Annotated in this window: 16 protein-coding genes; 1 reads left to right on the top strand and 15 read right to left on the bottom strand. The window is 69.0% G+C overall.

Annotation, left to right across the window (positions count from 1 at the left end; genetic code table 11):
• Positions 1-481: FGGY family carbohydrate kinase (locus V7053_RS13345; protein WP_334172761.1), on the bottom strand; the 481-nt coding region annotated here is incomplete at its 3' end.
• A complete protein-coding gene (gene glpD / locus V7053_RS13340) occupies positions 478-2,118 on the bottom strand; it encodes a glycerol-3-phosphate dehydrogenase (protein WP_334172760.1) in 1,641 nt (546 codons plus the stop codon). The genes glpD and V7053_RS13345, both read right to left, overlap by 4 nt.
• A 189-nt stretch (positions 2,119-2,307) precedes the next feature.
• On the opposite strand from glpD, the gene V7053_RS13335 reads away from it, so the two are divergent.
• Positions 2,308-3,315 carry a sugar-binding transcriptional regulator gene (locus tag V7053_RS13335; protein WP_334172759.1) on the top strand — a complete coding sequence of 336 codons (1,008 nt, stop codon included), beginning with the start codon at positions 2,308-2,310 and terminating at the stop codon, positions 3,313-3,315.
• A gap of 230 nt (positions 3,316-3,545) precedes the next feature.
• Here the strand turns inward: V7053_RS13335 and V7053_RS13330 are convergent, their stop codons facing one another.
• The 13 genes from V7053_RS13330 to V7053_RS13270 all read right to left on the bottom strand — a co-directional run.
• Positions 3,546-4,217 carry a 2-oxo acid dehydrogenase subunit E2 gene (locus V7053_RS13330; protein WP_334172758.1) on the bottom strand — a complete coding sequence of 224 codons (672 nt, stop codon included), beginning with the start codon at positions 4,215-4,217 and terminating at the stop codon, positions 3,546-3,548.
• Entirely contained in the window at positions 4,214-5,077 is an 864-nt protein-coding gene (locus V7053_RS13325; protein ID WP_334172757.1) for a class II fructose-bisphosphate aldolase, read from the bottom strand. The genes V7053_RS13330 and V7053_RS13325 overlap by 4 nt, the downstream gene beginning before the upstream one ends.
• 28 nt (positions 5,078-5,105) lie before the next feature.
• A complete protein-coding gene (locus V7053_RS13320) occupies positions 5,106-5,348 on the bottom strand; it encodes a lipoyl domain-containing protein (protein WP_334172756.1) in 243 nt (80 codons plus the stop codon).
• Positions 5,349-5,385: 37 nt separating this feature from the next.
• Positions 5,386-6,438 (bottom strand): alpha-ketoacid dehydrogenase subunit beta, encoded by a 1,053-nt coding sequence (locus tag V7053_RS13315; protein ID WP_334172755.1) that lies wholly within the window; start codon positions 6,436-6,438, stop codon positions 5,386-5,388.
• Positions 6,435-7,421, bottom strand: a complete 987-nt coding sequence (locus V7053_RS13310) for a thiamine pyrophosphate-dependent dehydrogenase E1 component subunit alpha (RefSeq protein ID WP_334172754.1) — start codon at positions 7,419-7,421, stop codon at positions 6,435-6,437. The genes V7053_RS13315 and V7053_RS13310 overlap by 4 nt, the downstream gene beginning before the upstream one ends.
• A gap of 100 nt (positions 7,422-7,521) precedes the next feature.
• On the bottom strand, positions 7,522-8,364 hold the full coding sequence (locus V7053_RS13305) for an HAD-IIA family hydrolase (protein WP_334172753.1): 843 nt from the start codon (positions 8,362-8,364) through the stop codon (positions 7,522-7,524).
• Entirely contained in the window at positions 8,361-9,872 is a 1,512-nt protein-coding gene (locus V7053_RS13300; RefSeq protein WP_334172752.1) for a xylulokinase, read from the bottom strand. The genes V7053_RS13305 and V7053_RS13300 overlap by 4 nt, the downstream gene beginning before the upstream one ends.
• Before the next feature lie 3 nt (positions 9,873-9,875).
• Positions 9,876-11,348 carry an iron-containing alcohol dehydrogenase gene (locus V7053_RS13295; RefSeq protein ID WP_334172751.1) on the bottom strand — a complete coding sequence of 491 codons (1,473 nt, stop codon included), beginning with the start codon at positions 11,346-11,348 and terminating at the stop codon, positions 9,876-9,878.
• Between the two features lie 32 nt (positions 11,349-11,380).
• On the bottom strand, positions 11,381-12,448 hold the full coding sequence (locus tag V7053_RS13290; RefSeq protein ID WP_334172750.1) for an ABC transporter permease: 1,068 nt from the start codon (positions 12,446-12,448) through the stop codon (positions 11,381-11,383).
• Positions 12,449-12,459: 11 nt separating this feature from the next.
• The gene (locus V7053_RS13285) at positions 12,460-14,025 is read right to left on the bottom strand and encodes a sugar ABC transporter ATP-binding protein (RefSeq protein WP_334172749.1); all 1,566 of its coding nucleotides are present in this window, start codon (positions 14,023-14,025) and stop codon (positions 12,460-12,462) included.
• 63 nt (positions 14,026-14,088) lie between these two features.
• A complete protein-coding gene (locus V7053_RS13280) occupies positions 14,089-15,084 on the bottom strand; it encodes a substrate-binding domain-containing protein (protein ID WP_334172748.1) in 996 nt (331 codons plus the stop codon).
• 535 nt (positions 15,085-15,619) lie between these two features.
• Complete coding sequence (locus V7053_RS13275) at positions 15,620-16,042, bottom strand: DUF4913 domain-containing protein (protein ID WP_334172747.1); 423 nt, start codon at positions 16,040-16,042, stop codon at positions 15,620-15,622.
• Positions 16,035-16,414: TraM recognition domain-containing protein (locus tag V7053_RS13270; RefSeq protein WP_334172746.1), on the bottom strand; the 380-nt coding region annotated here is incomplete at its 5' end. The genes V7053_RS13275 and V7053_RS13270, both read right to left, overlap by 8 nt.

Genomic DNA, 16,414 nt, shown 5'->3' with positions numbered 1-16,414 from the left:
CGAGCTCGCCGCGCTCGGCCCGCTCGCGGACGCCGGGGACGTTCTCGAGGATCCAAGCGAGCTTCGCTGCGGTGAAGAACGAGTCGTTGAACAGGCCCGTCCTTGTCCTGAACTCGGCGTCGAGCCCGTCGAGGCGCCAACGCTGGACGATCTGGTCGGTCTGCTTGGACATCCACATCAGGGCGGGGTGGACCGGCTCACCGGTGCGGCGGTCCCAGACGAGGCAGGTCTCGCGGTGGGTCGTGATGCCGATCGCTGCGATGTCGTCGGTGGTGGCCCCCGCCTTGGCCATGGCCGTCTCCATGCTCTGACGCTGGGCCTGCCACAGGGCCACGGGATCGAGTTCGACCCAGCGCGGCCTGGGGAACGTCGGCGTGACCGGGTTCCTGGCCTCCGAGACGATCTGGCCCTCGAGGCTGACCAGCACGGCGCGGGCGCTCGTGGACCCTTCGTCGAGGGCCATGACGTAGCGTGGCGTCATTGCTGGGAGCCTTCGAGGGAGTCGCTCCGGGCGGCCGGGGCGCGGCCGGGTACGGCGAGCCGGGTCAGCCACTGGCGGTATTCGGCAACTTCAGACCCCTGCCGCTGGGCATCCCACCCCAGGCGGGCCCCCAGGATCTCGGCGGCGGCTTCAGCGACCGCGTTGCCGTGGTCGGGTTCGAAGGCCAGCAGCATGCGGCGGGCGAGGACGTCGGTGAGCGTCCTGGCGAACTCGTGCCGGACGGCGAACACCAGTTCTGCAGCGATCGCCCCCGTCCCCTGGTGCAGAACCTCCGCCAGGCTGGGATCGTCGTCGGCTTCGGCCAGGACATCGACGGCCCTGCTGCCGTACAGGGCAAGGAGCCTCCCGGCGGTCTTCCCGGACAGTCCACGCCCGAGGAGGTAGGTCCGGGCCTCCTCGGCGTCGCCGGCCGCGCCGGGAAGGGGCAGGCTCGCGGTGACGCACTTGGGGCTCCTGCGCCCGAGGCGCCTGAAGACGTCGTCGACGGCGTCCTCGGCGAGCTGGCGGTAGGTTGTGAGCTTCCCGCCGACCACGGTGATGAGTCCGGGGAGGTCCGGGGCGTGGTCGTGGAGCACGTGGCTCCGGGGGACCTCCCATTCCTCCACATCGGGCGCATAGGGCAGGGGCCGGACCCCCGAGTAGGTGAACAGCACGTCCTCCGGTCTCAGGTGCGCCTGCGGAATCAGCTCATTGACTTCGGCGAGGAGGTACTCCATCTCCTCGGTGTCGCACCGGGCCTCCCCGGGGTCCTCGTCGAAGCGGAGGTCGGTGGTGCCGATGAGGTAGCGGCCCATCCAGGGGATGACGAGGACGAGCCTGCCGTCCTTCTTCGACTCGTAGTACACGACGTCGGCCGGTGCGCCGGGGAAGGGATCGACGACGAGGTGGCTGCCCTTCGTGCCGCCGTTGAGCCGCGGCTGCGCGGGAGCGCCGCGACGGAACACGCGGTCGATCCAGGGGCCGGCCACGTTGAGGACGACAGGGGCGTGGACGTCGTGCATCTCTCCGGTGGGCATGTCCCGGAAGCGGACGCCGGTGACGCGCCCGGCTGCGAGGACCGGCTCCTCGACGCGGGCCTTGGTCCTGATCACCGCCCCTGCCCCTGCGGCAGCGACGGCCACCTCGGTGCAGAGCCTCTCGGCGTACTCGACCTGCCCGTCGGTGAACACGACCGACCCGCGCAGGCCTGCCGGGGCGATGCCGGGGAACCGGCGCAGTGTCCCGTCCTCGCTCAGGACTTCGTGGCCCGGAGTCTTCTTGTCGAAGGAGAGGGCGTCGTAGACGAGCATCCCGATCCGGATCAGCCACGCCGGGCGCCTGCTGTGGGCGTACATTGGCATGATGAGCCGGAGCGGCTTGACCAGATGCGGGGCGAGGCGGAACAGGAGTTCGCGCTCTCGCAGCGACTCGCGGACGAGGGCGAAATCGCGGTGCTCCAGGTACCGCAGGCCCCCGTGGACCAGGCGCCCGGACCATGCCGAGACGCCGCTGCAGATGTCATCCTGTTCCAGCAGGAGGACCCGGAGTCCGCGGACGGCTGCGTCGCGGGCGATTCCGAGTCCGTTGATGCCGGCCCCGACGACGATGAGGTCGTAGGGGATGCTCAGCTCCTCCATTGCGGCTTCCCTCCTGTGGGAACATGCTTTAGAATAAATATTTGTGCAGCGCATGGACATTTATGAGTCTCCGACGAGGCCCCTCTCCTGTCAAGGGCCGGTCTGCAACGACCCGAACTCCGCCTCGCCCGAGAGGCCTCGGACCATCCTCCGGGCAGCCGGAGCGAGCACTTCAAGGAGCTGATACCGATGGCAGATGTCGACACCCAGCGGCTCATGGTCAAAGTGGCGAGGCTGTACCACACGCACGGGATGCGCCAGACGGACATCGCCAAGCGGCTGCAGATCTCCCAGTCCCGTGTCTCCAGGCTCCTGGCCCAGGCCGAGGAGGCGTCGATCGTCCGGACGGTCGTGGCGGTGCCGCAGCACATCCACGCCGAGATGGAAGAGCAGATCGAGGCCCGGTACGGGCTCAGCGAAGTCCATGTCGTGGACGCCGTCAGCCACGAGGAGCCGGAGCTGACCAAGGACCTCGCCCACACCATGGCCTACCTCCTCTACGACCTGGCCTTCGAGGTCCGCACCATAGCCTTCACCTCGTGGAGCAAGACCCTCCGGCTCATGGTGGAGGCCCTGCTGCCCTTGCGCACCCGGTGCGAGAACGTCGTCGAGACCCTCGGCGACCTCGGGCCGCCCGACCTGCAGCACGAGTCGGCCCGCTCGACACAGCAGTTCGCCTCGCTCACGGGGGGCCAGCCGGTCTTCCTCCGCACTCCCGGGGTGGTGCCCACCCTGGAGATGAAAGAGCTCCTCCTGGACCGGGACCCCTACGCGCGGCGCGCCCTCGAGATGCTGGACTCGGTAGACCTCGCCCTCGTCGGCATCGCAGCAGCAGAGATGGACCCGCAGCTGCGCTCCGGGGAGAATTTCTTCACCGACGAGCAGTACGCGCGCGTCCGCGAGCTCGGCGCCGTGGGCGAGGTCTGCCTGCACTTCCTCGACGCCGACGGCAGCCCGATCGACTCCGGCCTCGAGGACCTCGTCGTCGGAATCACCCTCGGCCAGCTCAGGAATGCACGTCACCGCTGGGCGGTGGCCGGCGGCAGGAGGAAGCACGAGGCCATCCGGGCCGCGCTGCGCGGAGGCTGGGTGGACACCCTCGTGACCGACGCCGCCACCGCGGAGTTCCTCCTGGCCACCCCCGGGGCGGAGTCGGAGAGGACGCCTACTGCGAAGAAGGCGACCGTCCGGGGCTGATCCGATGGAGCCTGCCCCGCAGCCCGCTCGGCTTGACGAGCGCGTGCAGCGGCCACTGGAGGAGCGAGGGACCGCCGGAGTTCAGGCGCCCGCAGCGTGGGCGGAGGGGACTCTCCTCCTGGCGGGCGCCGCTTCCGGCAACGCTGGCCGGCGTCGGCGGATGCCATGGTGCCCAGGAGGCCGCGAAGGCTCGTGGGCGCGCGCATCGCGCTTCCATGGCTTCTGCCTGGTCAGACTGCCTCGAGGTGTTCCCTGATGCTGGTCAGGAAGCGGGCGCCGGTGGCGCCGTCCACGGCGCGGTGGTCGCAGGTGAGGGTGAGCCTGGCGCGCTGCCGCCAGGACACGGCTCCGTCGTCGTCCCCGGCGCACTCCTGCCGGGTGGCTCCGACCGCGAGGATGGCGACCTGTGGGACGTTGAGGATCGCGTCGAAGTAGTCGATGCCCATCATCCCCAGATTCGACACGGTGAAGGTGCCCCCGGAGACGTCCGCCATCGAGAGGCGGCCTTCCCTGGCACGTGTGGCGAGGTCCCTCCGTGCTGCCGCGATCCCCAGCATGTCCAGGCTGCCGGCGTCCGTGATGACGGGGACGACAAGGCCCGCACCCGTGTCCACGGCCATGCCGAGGTTGACGCTGCCGAAGGTGGTGACCGCCTCGTCGCCGTAGTGGGCGTTGAGGGCCGGGTGCTCGCCCAGGGCCCGGGCGCAGGCGGCGAGGATGGCGTCCGTCACGGTCGCACCGGGGATGCGCCCCTTCACCGTCAGCGCCGCGCCCATGTCCGCCTCGACGGCGAGGTGGAAGACCGGGGCCTCCCAGGCCGCGACCATCCGCCGGGCGGCGGTGCGCCGGATTCCCTTGAGCGGGGTGGTGACCGCGTCGTCCTGCACTGGGGCGGAGGTCATTTCTTCCCCGCCGCCAGCCCCTTGGCCTTGCCGGCGCACCCGAAGAGCTCCATCTTCTTCACTGTGGCCGCGATCATGCGCTCCCGGCCTTCGGCCATGGCGTCCTCGAGCTGGCGGTCGCCCTGCGCCCACGTGGCCTCGATCCCGGACCGGAAGGCCAGCCGGAGGTCGGTGTCGGCGTTGAACTTGTGGACTCCTGCCGCCATGGCGGCGAGGATCTCGTTGTCGGGGACGCCCGAGGCGCCGTGGAGGACGAGGGGGATGCCGACGGCGGCCTCGATCTCCTTCACGCGCTGGATGTCCAGCGGCTGGGGCTTGGCCAAGGGCACGCCGTGGACGATCCCGACGGAGATGGCCAGGAAGTCGATGCCGGTCTCGGACACGAACCGCTCGGCCTCCGCCACATCGGTGTAGTAGGAGGACCAGTCGACCTGCTCGTCGGCATTGGGGATCTTGCCCAGCTCGGCCTCGACGGGGATCCCGAAGGCGTGTGCGACCTCGACGACCTTGCGGGTGGTGCGGATGTTCTCCTCGAACGGCAGGTGCGCTCCGTCGTACATGATGGAGGCGAAACCGAGCCTGATGGCCTCGAATACCTCCTCCCAGGGCCCGTGGTCGAGGTGGATCACATAGTCGGCGTCGGATTCCTCGGCGATCCGCCGGGTCATGTCGTAGGCCTTCTTCAGGCCCATGTGCGGGACGATGGCGCGTCCCACCTGGAGGAATACGGGGGCCTTGGCCCGTTCGGCGGCCCTGACGAGCGCCTCGGTGGTTTCCTCGTTGTGCATGTTGAATGCGCCCACCGCGTAGCCGCCCTCTGCGGCGTCTGCGACGATCCGGCGCGGATCGACCTGTGGCATCGTGCTCTCCCCTTCGCGCTTCGGTCCGTCAGGCGGTCTCGATGTAGGCCAGGACGGCGCGGACCTCGGCGGTCTCGCCCTCCGGGACGACGATCTCGGCGAGCACGCCGGACGCGGGCGATTCGAGGGTCTCCTCGACCTTCTCCGCCTCGACCTCGGCCAGCGGCTCGTCCTCGGCCACTGTGTCCCCGACGTTCTTCAGCCAGGTCGCGACGGTGCCTTCGCTCATGCCCATCCCCCACTGGGGCAGCAGGACTTCGACTCGTGCCAATTTCTTCTCCTTCTAACGGTGTTTCTGGGTTGTCTTCTCAGAGGTGCGGGGCGGGCGAGGTGAGGCGGGCGGCCTCCGAGAGGGTCCCCGCCCTGGTTCCGGTGACACGGCGGACGGCGTCGGCGATGCTGTCCCGGTTCGGGTAGAGCTGCTTCTCCAGCGCAGGGCTGAACGGGATCTGCGTGTCCGGGGTGGTCACGCGCACGATCGGGGCGCGGAGGGACTCGAACGCCTCCTCGGCGACGATGGCGGAGATCTCAGCGGCCGCCGAACACGTCCGGTGCGCGGGGTCGGCGACGACGAGGCGCCCGGTGCGCTGGACCGAGCGGATGACGGCCTCTGCGTCGAATGGGACCAGCGTGCGCGGATCGATCACCTCGACGGACAGCCCCTCTCCCGCCAGCGACTCCGCGGCGGCGAGCGCTTCGGGGACGGCGCTTGAGATCGCGACGACGGTAACGTCGTCCCCTCCCCTGGCGATGCGGGCCTGCCCGAAGGGAATGCGGTACTCCTCTTCGGGGACCTCGCCCTTGGTGCCCCAGAGCAGGCAGGCTTCGAAGGTCAGGACCGGGTCGTCGGAGTCGACCGCGGTCCGCAGCAGGCCCTTGGCGTCGTAGGGGTTGGAGGGGACCACGATCTTCAGGCCCGGGACGTTCATGAACATCGGGTAGGGCCGGTCGGAGTGGTGGGCCCCCGTGTTGAGCCCGTAGAACATGGCCGAGCGGAAGACGACCGGCATGGACGCCTGGCCGCCGAACATGTACCGGTTCTTGGCCACCTGGTTCACGAACTGGTCCATCGCCATGTAGAGGAAGCTCGAGTAGGAGAGGTCCACGATCGGGCGCAGCCCCGTCATGGCGGCACCGGCGGCCGCACCGACGATGACCTCCTCCGAGATCGGGGTGTTGCGGATGCGGTTGCTGCCGAAGAGCTCGAGGAAGTCGCCCTTGTCCTTGCGCGACTTGCCTGCCCCGGTGGTGCCGTAGACATTGGCTTCGACGTCTTCGCCGATGATCACGACCCGGGGGTCGGCCTCCATGGCCTCCCGCTGGGCGGCGCCGATGGCTCCGAGATAGCTCATGACGGTCATGACAGCGCTCCGATCGGTTCGGTGTAGAGGTCTTTGAACGCGACGCTCGGGTCGGGGTACGGGCTGCGGTCGGTGAACTCGACGGCGTCGTCGACTTCCTTCAGGACCTCGGCCTCGAGCCCATCGAGCTGCTCGGCCGTCGCCGTGCCCTGCTCGATCAGCCGCTGGCGGAACAGGACGATCGGGTCGCGCTCCATCCACGCGGCCCGCTCCCCCTTGTCCCGGTAGTCGGTTCCGAGGCGCAGGCCCTCGGAATGCTCGTTGAACCGGTAGGTCACGACCTCCACGAGGGTGGGGCCATCGCCCCGGCGGGCGCGGTCGACCGCGGCGGCGGTCGCCTCGTGGACCGCCAGGACGTCCTGGCCGTCCTCGACCCGTACCCCGGGCATCCCGAAGCCGGCGGCGCGCTCGGCGATCACGCCCGAGGTGACCGTGTGGGCCGGGGTGGAGAGGGCGTACTGGTTGTTCTCGCAGAGGAACACCACGGGAAGGTCCCACACCCCCGCCAGGTTCATCGCCTCGTAGAGGCACCCCTGATTGGCGGCGCCGTCGCCGAAGAAGGCCAGGGAGACCCGGCCGTTGCCCAGGACCTTGCTCGAGAGGCCGGCCCCCGTGGCGATCGGGATCGAGGAGCCGACGATGCCGGACTCCCCCAGGCTCCCGACGGCGAAGTCCGCCAGATGCAGGGACCCTCCCTTGCCCCCGCACACTCCGGTCGCCTTGCCCACGAGCTCGGCCATCAACGGGCCCAGGGGGGAGCCCTTCCCGATCGGGTGGCCGTGGCTGCGGTGGTTCCCGGTCATGTAGTCCCCGTCCTCGAGCGCCATGCACGCCCCGACGACCTGGGCCTCCTGGCCGATGCTCGTGTGCACCGTGCCGGGGATGTAGCCCCGCTTGACCATCAGCGAGGCCCGCTCGTCGAAGCGCCGGATCCGCAGCATGCGGCGCTGCATCTCCAGCAGGGTCTCCGGTGAAAGGTCCATCAGACTTCCTTTCGGATAAATATTCGTCTGCCGAATCGAAATTTATTCTACGGGTGTGGGTGTGGGCTGGCAAGGGCGGTCCCGCCTTCGTGCCGGGAGCCTAGGCGCCGGTGAAGGGGCTTAGGAGGGCATCGATCCTGGGCAGGACGAACGTCGGCCTGCGCTCGGGAGGAAGCTGTGCTGCCATTTCTGCGGTGCTCTCCCCCGTCAGGACGAGCGCCGAGTCGATGCCGGCGTCGGCTGCCATGGCGATGTCGGTGTGGAGCCGGTCGCCTACCATGAGGCACTCCGGTCCGGGCAGGCCGAGCACGTCAAGGGCAGTCCGCAGCATGACCGGGGCAGGCTTGCCGACGTTGGCCTCGCATCTGATGCCCGTGCTGGCCTCGATCGCTGCTATCACAGCAGCCGCGTCCGGCTCCCCGCGCCCCTCGGGCATCGGGCAGTAGGCGTCGGGGTTGGTGGCCACCAGCCTCGCGCGCCGGTACTGCCACAGGGCGTCGAAGGCGATCTGCAGCTTGCGGTAGTCGAAGCTCCGATCGTAGCTGGCGATCACGACGTCGATCTCGCGGGGGTCTTCGCTGGTGCGGATCCCCGCGGCACGGATCGCCCTGATGAGCGGCTCTTCGCCGATCACGAAGACCGCCGCGTCCGGCGCCTCGGCGCGCAGCCAGGCGACCATGGTGACCACCGGGTTCACGATGCGGTCCACCGGGGTCGGCAGTCCGAGCCGGGTGAGCTTGTCGGCGTACATCTGGGGGTCCCGGGTGGGGTTGTTCGACAGGAAGAGGGTCTCGCGTCCGGAGCGGCGCAATCCGGTGACGAGCTCATAGGCCCCTGGAAGGAGGCTGTCCCCGAGGTAGATCGTTCCGTCGAGGTCGAAGAGGTACCCCCCGTACGCCCGCAGCGGCGCGGGTGCAAGCTGGCCGGGTGCTGTACTGGTCATCGCGTCGCCTCCGCGAGCCGGGCGAAGATCTCGCGGTTGGCGCCGTAGACATCGCGGTAGACGGCGTACAGCCTCTCGTACGCTGCCGCCGGCCCGCCCTGCGGCTCGTAGGAGGTGCCGGTGCCGCTCATGGCCTTCGCGGCGGACTCGATCGAGCCATGGATTCCGATGGCGGCAGCGGCAAGCATGCCCGCACCGAGACAGGTGCTCTCCGGTTCGCGGACGACCGAGACGGTCCGCTGCATGACGTCGGCGAGGATCTGGCACCAGAGGGGGCTGCGAGAGCCGCCGCCGAGCGCGACGATCTCCGCCAGGGGCTGGCCCTGAGCCCTCTCCGCCCCCGTGGTGAGCAGGCGCTGCTCGAAGGCCAGGCCCTCCAGGAGGGCCCGGTAGACGTGGGCCTTGCCGTGGACGCCGGTAAGCCCCAGCAGGATGCCGCGGGCGTTGTGGTCCCAGTAGGGCGTCAAGGCTCCGGTCCAGTAGGGCAGCGCCAGCAGGCCCTCCGCCCCCGGGGGAAGCTGGGCTGCGGCCGCCTCCAGAACCTGCTCGGGGGTCAGGTCGAGCCCGAGCAGACGCGCGTCGATTCCCGCGAAGTTCTCCACGAACCATTTCAGGTTCACGGTGCCCCCGCCGATGAAGGTCTCGAGCGTGTAGGCTCCGGGAACAGCGGCCGAGAGGGTGCGATACTCGCGGGCGTAGGAGTAGTGGTCGGCGTAGGTCCCGGAGACGATGCCGCTGCCCAGGTTCAGGTAGGCCCGGCCCCCGATGGTCCCGCCGCTGCCGAGCTGGGCGCACTGGCCGTCGCCCGCTCCCGCCACGACCGCAACCCCCGCCGGAAGGCCGAGGCGCACTGCGACGTCATCGGCGAGGTATCCCAGGATGCTCCCTGGAGGGCGCAGCTCGCTGAGGTTGCTGCGCCCGATTCCCGCGGCCTCCAGGAGGGACTCGTCGTAGTCGAAAGTGGACATGTCGACCAGCCCGAGGGGATCCGCCGAGGCCCAGGAGGTGAGCCACTGGCCGGTCAGGCGGTGGACCAGGAACCCGTGCACGTCGACCACGCGGCCGATCCGGGCCAGCGTCTCCGGCTCATGCTTGGCAAGCCAGAGCAGCTTGTACCAGGCCGGGGTGGGGTTGGGCGGCTTGCCGGTGATGCGGTGCACCTCCTCCGTGCCGTATCCGGCCACCTCCTCGGTGGCCCGGGTGTCCAGCCACAGCATGGCCGGGCGGATGGGAACGCCGCCCTCGTCGACACAGACGAAGCTCTCTCGCTGATGCGTGACGCACAGCGCCCCGATCCGCGACGAGTCGACCGTCTGGACCGCCCGACGGATGGCTTCCGCGGTCGCAGTCCACCAGTCCTCCGCGTTCTGCTCCCCCCATCCGGGGCGTGGCTGGCTGAGGTCGAAGGGCCTCCGGACCTGCGAGAGGACTCCGCCCTGGGCGTTCCAGACGACTGCCTTCGCGGCCGTGGTGGAGCAGTCGATCCCGATGACGCAATCGCGGAGCATCGCTCACTCCCCCCTGCCCGCGGCTGCCCGAGCCGACCGTTCCAAGACCTCGTCGACGTCGGACTGCTCCCACCATCCCAGGAGGCCGAGGAGGTCGACGACGGTGAACCGGTTGCGCATGAGGGCGCAGTTCGCCACGGCCCACCTCGCGAGCTCTGGATCTACATGCTGGCCCAGGTCTGAGAGCCGGGCCGGGGTCCCGGCGCGCCTGAGGGCGGCGGCGATGGTCTCCGCCGGGCGAACGAGGCTCCTGAGCTCGTCGCGGTGCTCTGCCCAGTTCTCCACGAGGTCCCGCACGCGGTGGAATTCCCAGGCGATGGCCTCGAGCTTCGCCGAGTAGTCCCTCCAGCATTCCTCGGCCACCCCGAGCGAGGAGTCGACCCGCTCGAAGGCGGCAAGGACCCTCCTGCGGCCCCGTTCCGGGTCGAGCGCCTCCTCGATCGGCAGAATCCTCGCGGCGGCACGGCCGGCGAGCCTGTCGAAGAGCATCTCCCACGCGCTGGCGGCGACCACAGCGCCTGCCCCGACCTGGGCGCCGTGGAGGCCTATCGGCTTGCCGTGGCCGGCATGGTACTGGTCGAGCATGTGGCTGATCAGGTGCTCTGCCCCGGAGAGGACAGCGCTGGTGCCCGCCACCCCCGTGACGATCCCGCGGAGTGCCAGGGCCCTCGTGAGGCTGGCCACCGCGTCAGGGTCCCCCTCTCTTAGCCCGTCGCTGCAGCTTGCGAGATCCGGGGCGACGGACGCGAGGAGTCGGACTGCGTTGGGGTTGTAGGAGCGGTCTGCACCGACCAGGGAGGCAAGCCTCCAGTCGGCGGGGGCGGTGAGCATCGAGGTCATCTCCCCGAAGCCGGCCCGGTTCATCATCGCCGGGGCCTCGGCGATGACATCGGTGTCGGCCACGACGGCCGCAGGCCAGCACGAGGGGACGGTGCGCTTCACCCCGTCCCGCAGGACGACGGACACATCGTCCGTGTAGCCGTCCACAGATGCCGCTGTCTGGACAGTGACCAGGACCGGGGGCCGCCCGTCGCGTGAGGCGCGCTGGACGGCGACCTTCGCGATGTCGCTGATGGTGCCGCCGCCGACGGCGACGACCGCGGCCTTGCCGCGGACGGCCTCCGTGGCCTCCTCGAGGATGCTGTCCACGACGTGGAGCTCGGAGTGGCCGTCGTCGAGCACGCTCCGGGAGACCGCGAAACGAGCCGCGAGCTGGCCTTCGACGAGGTCCTTGACGTCATCTCCCCTCCGGCTGATCCGGACTGGGTCGACCAGCAGCGCCACGGCCGGTTCCTCTTCGTCCGCGGGGCCGCGCCGCCCTCCCCCGAGGAGATCGGAGACCGTCTCCCCGACGACCGCGATGGCCTCCGGTCCGAGGATCAGCCTCTCGATCCCACAGGAAGCCAGGCTGCCCTCAGGGTCGGCTGCTCTAAGGAGCGGTTCGATCGGTTCGACGGCATAGGTCTTCGAAGGCATGACTGTCCTCTCTGAATGGCGTGGAGGGCGGGTCAGGCGCCTTGACGGGTCCTGCTGGCCCGGTCGGTGAGCACAGCGACGATGATCGCGATCCCGATGACGACGGGCTGGAGGTTCGGAGAGACGTTCAGCAGGTCCATCCCGTTGTTCAGCACTCCGATGATCAGGAGGCCGATGAAAGTGTTGAGCATCCCGCCCGAGCCGCCGGAGAGGCTCGCCCCCCCGATCACCACCACGGCGATCACGTTCAGGAGGTCGGCAGTTCCCGCCGTGGGCTGTGCCGAGTCGAGGCGGGAGCCGACGATCATTCCGGCCACAGCGGCGAGTAGGCCGGCGATGACGTACACGCCGATCTTGATCCGCGTGACGTTCAGCCCGGACAGGCGGGCGACCTCCGCGTTGCCGCCGACGGCGTAGAGGGCGCGGCCGGAGGGCCGGAACCGGAGCCAGAACGCGGCAACGAGGAAGATGGCGACCATGATCACCGCTTCGAGCGGGATCCCGAGGACCTGTGTGCTCGTAATCGCGAGGAACCAGTCTGGGAAGTCGTTGATCGGGTTGCCGTTGGTGATGTAGAGGGCCAGGCCGGCGGCGGCCGACATGGTGGCAAGGGTGGCCACGAACGGCTGGATCCTCCCGTAGGTGGAGAGGATCCCGTTGGCCAGGCCCACGGCGCCCCCGACTGCGAGGCCGGCCAGGATGCAGAGCCAGAACGGCAGCCCGATGGCGTGGTAGAGCCAGGCGTTCACCATGAGCGAGAGCGCCAGGTTGGACCCGACCGAGAGGTCGATCCCGCCGATGAGGATCACCAGGGCAGCACCGACTGCCATGATCCCGAGGTCGGCGTTCTGGGTGACGATGTTCATGATGTTGTGCCAGGTGAGGAAGTACGGGGAGAGGATCGACAGGGCGATCACCACGACGATCAGGCCCAACAGGGGGCCGGGGAGGGCCCGCACGGCTGTGGCCAGTCGGTTTCGGATGCTCGCGGCACCGGGCTTTGCCTCGGCGCCCTGCCGTGTCTTCGCCTCTTCTTCCGCCCGCTCCGTCTCGGGGGCCGACGGAGTCTCGTGAGCGCCGTGGCGGGTGGTGGTTCGCATGACTGCTCTTTCTATCGCTGGACGGTGGGGGCGGGGGACGCCGGGGACAGGTCGGGTGCGACCGGGGCCGAGGCATCCGCGGATGCCGAGTGGACGGCCAATTCCATGACGCGCTGGGGGGTCGCCTCTTCCCGGTGGAGGATGCCTCGCTGGCGGCCTTGGGACATGACCAGGACGCGGTGCGAGAGGCCGAGGACCTCGTCGAGTTCGGAGGAGACGACGATGACCGCTATGCCGGATGCGGCCAGCTTCCGGATGATCTCGTAGATGGCCATCTTGGCGCCGACGTCGACGCCGCGGGTGGGCTCGTCGACGATGAGGACCTTCGGGTCCTTGACCAGCCATTTGCCGATGAGGATCTTCTGCTGGTTCCCGCCCGACATCGACTTCACGGGAAGGGCCATGTTCCCGCGCACGTCGAGGCGCTGCCGCTGGGCGGCTGCGACCTTCCGGACCAGCCTCCTGGTCACCAGGCCGGCGCCGGCCAGTTCCCGCTCCCAGGGAAGGGTCAGGTTCTCCTCGGCAGAACGGTCGAGGTTCAGTCCCTGGCCCTTGCGGTCCTCGGGGACCATGACGATGCCGGCCCTGATGGCAGAACTCGGGCTGCTGCAGGGAAGGGTCCTTCCCTCGAGCAGGACTTCCCCGGCATCCGGCCGGTCCACTCCTGCGATCGCCCGGACGACTTCGGTCCGTCCGGCCCCGACGAGCCCCGCGATGCCGAGGACCTCGCCTGCAGCAACGTCGAAGCTGATGTCCTCGAAGGCCCCGCGCCGGCCCAGCCCCCGCACCTCGAGCACCGTCCTGTCCTGTCGGGGCTCGGGGGGGACGTGCTCGTAGGTGAACTCCCGGCCGACCATCGCGTTGATGATGGCCTCCTTGGGCACATCCCCCCTCTGCCAGGAGGCGACTCTGGACCCGTCCCTGAGGCAGACGATCTCATCGGCCACCTCCCGCACCTCGTCGAGACGGTGGGAGATGTAGACCACGCCCGCGCCGCTGGCCCTCAGTGCACGGATCCGCTCCAGCACATGCTCGGTCTCGGATTCCCCCAGCGAGGCGGAGGGCTCGTCGAACACGACGTACCGCGGACGGCGGCTCAGTGCCTTGGCGATCTCGATCTCCTGCTGGGTGGCCATCGACAGTCCGCGGACCGGACGCCGCACATCCAGCTCGACTCCCAGCGAGTCCAGCACCGTCTTGGCGTCCCGGCGGGCCCGCTCCCAGTCGACCCGGCCGCCGTTCCTGGGCAGGCGGCCAAGGAAGATGTTCTCCGCGACCGATAGGTCCTGGATGAGGCGGGTCTCCTGATGGATGAGGGAGACCCCCTGCCGGAGAGCTTCGGCCGGGCTCGACGGGGAGTACTCCTCCCCGTCGAGGCGCATGCTCCCGCCGTCCGGCCTGACGACTCCGGTGATGATGGAGCTGAGGGTGGACTTGCCTGCCCCGTTCTCCCCCACCAGGCCGACCACGGTCCCGGGCAGGACCCTGAAGTCCACCCCTTTCAGGACCGTCACTCCGCTGTAGGCCTTGACGAGTCCGGCGCCTGCCAGACCGCCTCGCTCTGCTTCGCTGCTCATCATGATGCCTCCGCCGAAGGGTCTATCGGTTCAAGCGCCGCGCTGGGCGTGCCCGGGAAAGCGCTACTGGGCCGACCGGGCGTTCGGGCCGTAGAACTCCTCGACCTTGTGGTCCTTGACCGTGTCCTTGTCGATCAGCACCGTGTCCTGGTACTGCTCCTGGGGGATGTCCGCGCCCTTGCCGTTCATCAGGGCGATCGCATTGTCGACCGCCATCTGCCCCATCTTGTACGGCTGCTGCGCCTCGGTCGCCTGTGTGAGGCCGCTGGCAATGCCGTCGAACATGGTCGGGAAGCCGTCGATGCCGACCGAGAAGATGCTCTTGCCGGCCTGCTTGGCCGCCTTGGCCGCTCCCAGTGCCATCGCGTCGCTCTCCCCGAACACCGCCTTGATCTCCGGGTGCGCGGTCAGGATGTTCTGCGTCGCGCTGAACGCCTGGGTCTCGTCCCAGTTCGCCGTCGCCTCCGCCACGACCTTGATGCCCGGAGTCTCCTTGAGCGCCTTCTGGCAGCCCTGCGTCCGCTGGATCTCCGCAGTAGACCCCAGCACGCCGTGCAGGATGGCGATGTCGCCCTGATCGCCGATCTGCTTGAACATCCAGGTGCACAGGTTGTAGGCCGCCTTCACGCTGTCCGTTGCGATGTAGGTGGCCAGCTTGCCCTGACCCGGATCGGGGCGTTCGTCGACAGCGACCACCGGGACATTCGCGTTGTTCGCAGCCCGCACGCCCGCAGCCGCGGAAGTGGAATCCTGCGGCGTGAAGATGAGGGCGCCCACCTGCTTGGTCAGGAGGTCGTTGACCTGCTTGACCTGAGCAGAGGAGTCGTTGTTGGCCGAGGTGATGTTCACGTCGTAGCCCTGCTTCTTCGCCTCGTCCTTGATGCCGGCGACCTCGGCCACGTAGAACAGTGACTTCTGGTCAGCGACCGAGACCCCGATCACCTTCTTCCCGCCGGTCGACGAAGCCGAGCTGTCCTGCCCGCATGCGGCGAGGGACAAGGCAGCAAGAGCTGCTGCCACTGCTGCACACCCAATGCGGACGGCCTTGCGTGAAGTCATCTGCGTCTCCTTTGTCTGGATGACCTTCTGGTCTTGCGACCTCTGCTGCCCCTTCAGGACTGGAATCTTTATGCAGGGCGCTAATCGCTATGCATCGATAGTGCGATGCAGCTCACAGCTTTGTCAATAGGATGGGTCCCTCCATGGGTCCGTCCGTCTCACCGACGTCCTTCCAAGATGGCGCGCCTTGGAGCGGCGCCGAACACACGTCCGGGAAGCTGCCAATCCAGGGTTGCAGCCCTCGCCGCGGCGGCAGTTCCCTAGGACCTAGCCGATCCCCCAGCTCGACTGCAGCCGGCATCAACACGCACCGTGCAGCGCATGCCGCCTCTCCCAGGTCGCACTACATCACGCTTGGACACCCCCGAGCGGGCGAGCTCGCCGAAGGCGGTTCTCCAACCTGGCTCCCGTAGTGTTCCGCATGAGTCTGCTGGCCATGAGCGGCTTTGGCGCGCCTTCGCCAGGCCTGCGGCATAGCTCGCTGTAGAGCTCAGCGACCCCCCAGAGCACGGGCAGCTCTACCCGCTCGCCGGTTCTAGAACAGTCCGGCGGGTGGTTCCTCGCAGGGCAGTGGGACGAGCTTGGTGCGGTGGCCGTCGTCGGGGCTGCAGCCTTTGAAGGGCCCGTCGGCGGAGAGCAGGACGTTCATGTGGTGGTCTGCGTGGTCGCGCCACCAGATGCTCATGCCGGTGGTGCCGTCCAGACGCAGGTGCTCCCAGGAGCGCCAGAGGGCTTCGAGTCGGCCGATGGCTTCGGCGTGCTTCCACCATTGCGGGCACCACGTGACTCCGCTTTGGGCGTTGAGCTGGCGGCGGTATGCCACAGCCAGCTTGTTGCTGACGAACTCGGCAACGTTCCGGTAGAACAGCTCAGGCGCGTTCCCGCCCTCCCCGCTAGCGCCCGCAGGGGCTGCCGTGTCCTCAAGTTCGTCGTCCCACTCCCCGAGCCCTCTATTCATCGGTGGCCCCGGCGGCGATCCAACGGTTGGCTGCGCCAGGTGTCGGGAGCTTGGCGGGGTCGTGGGCGGCGATGGAGGCCCGCACGGCCTCGGCATGGGGGCCGCTCATCCAGGGAACGGTTTCCAGCAGCGCGGCGGGGGCGCCGGAGGCGAACATGACCGCTCTTCCTCGGGGGAGGGCTGCGAGGTCGGAGACGTCCAGGGTGCGTTCCTTGCGGTCGTCGTCGTGGCTGTAGGAGGTGCCCTGCCTGGAGCTGCTGCGGGTGGTGTTGGAGTAGCGGTATTCGCCCACCAGTTGTGCGAGCTCGCCCAGGAATTCGGCTTCGGCGACGCCGCCGCCGTAGACCTTGATGTTGGCCGCGGACCAGAGCT

The organism is Sinomonas sp., assembly GCF_036848755.1.
Taxonomy (GTDB): domain Bacteria; phylum Actinomycetota; class Actinomycetes; order Actinomycetales; family Micrococcaceae; genus Sinomonas.
The sequence above is the reverse complement of the archived record's forward strand: the minus strand, read 5'-3'. Positions and strand labels throughout refer to the sequence as shown.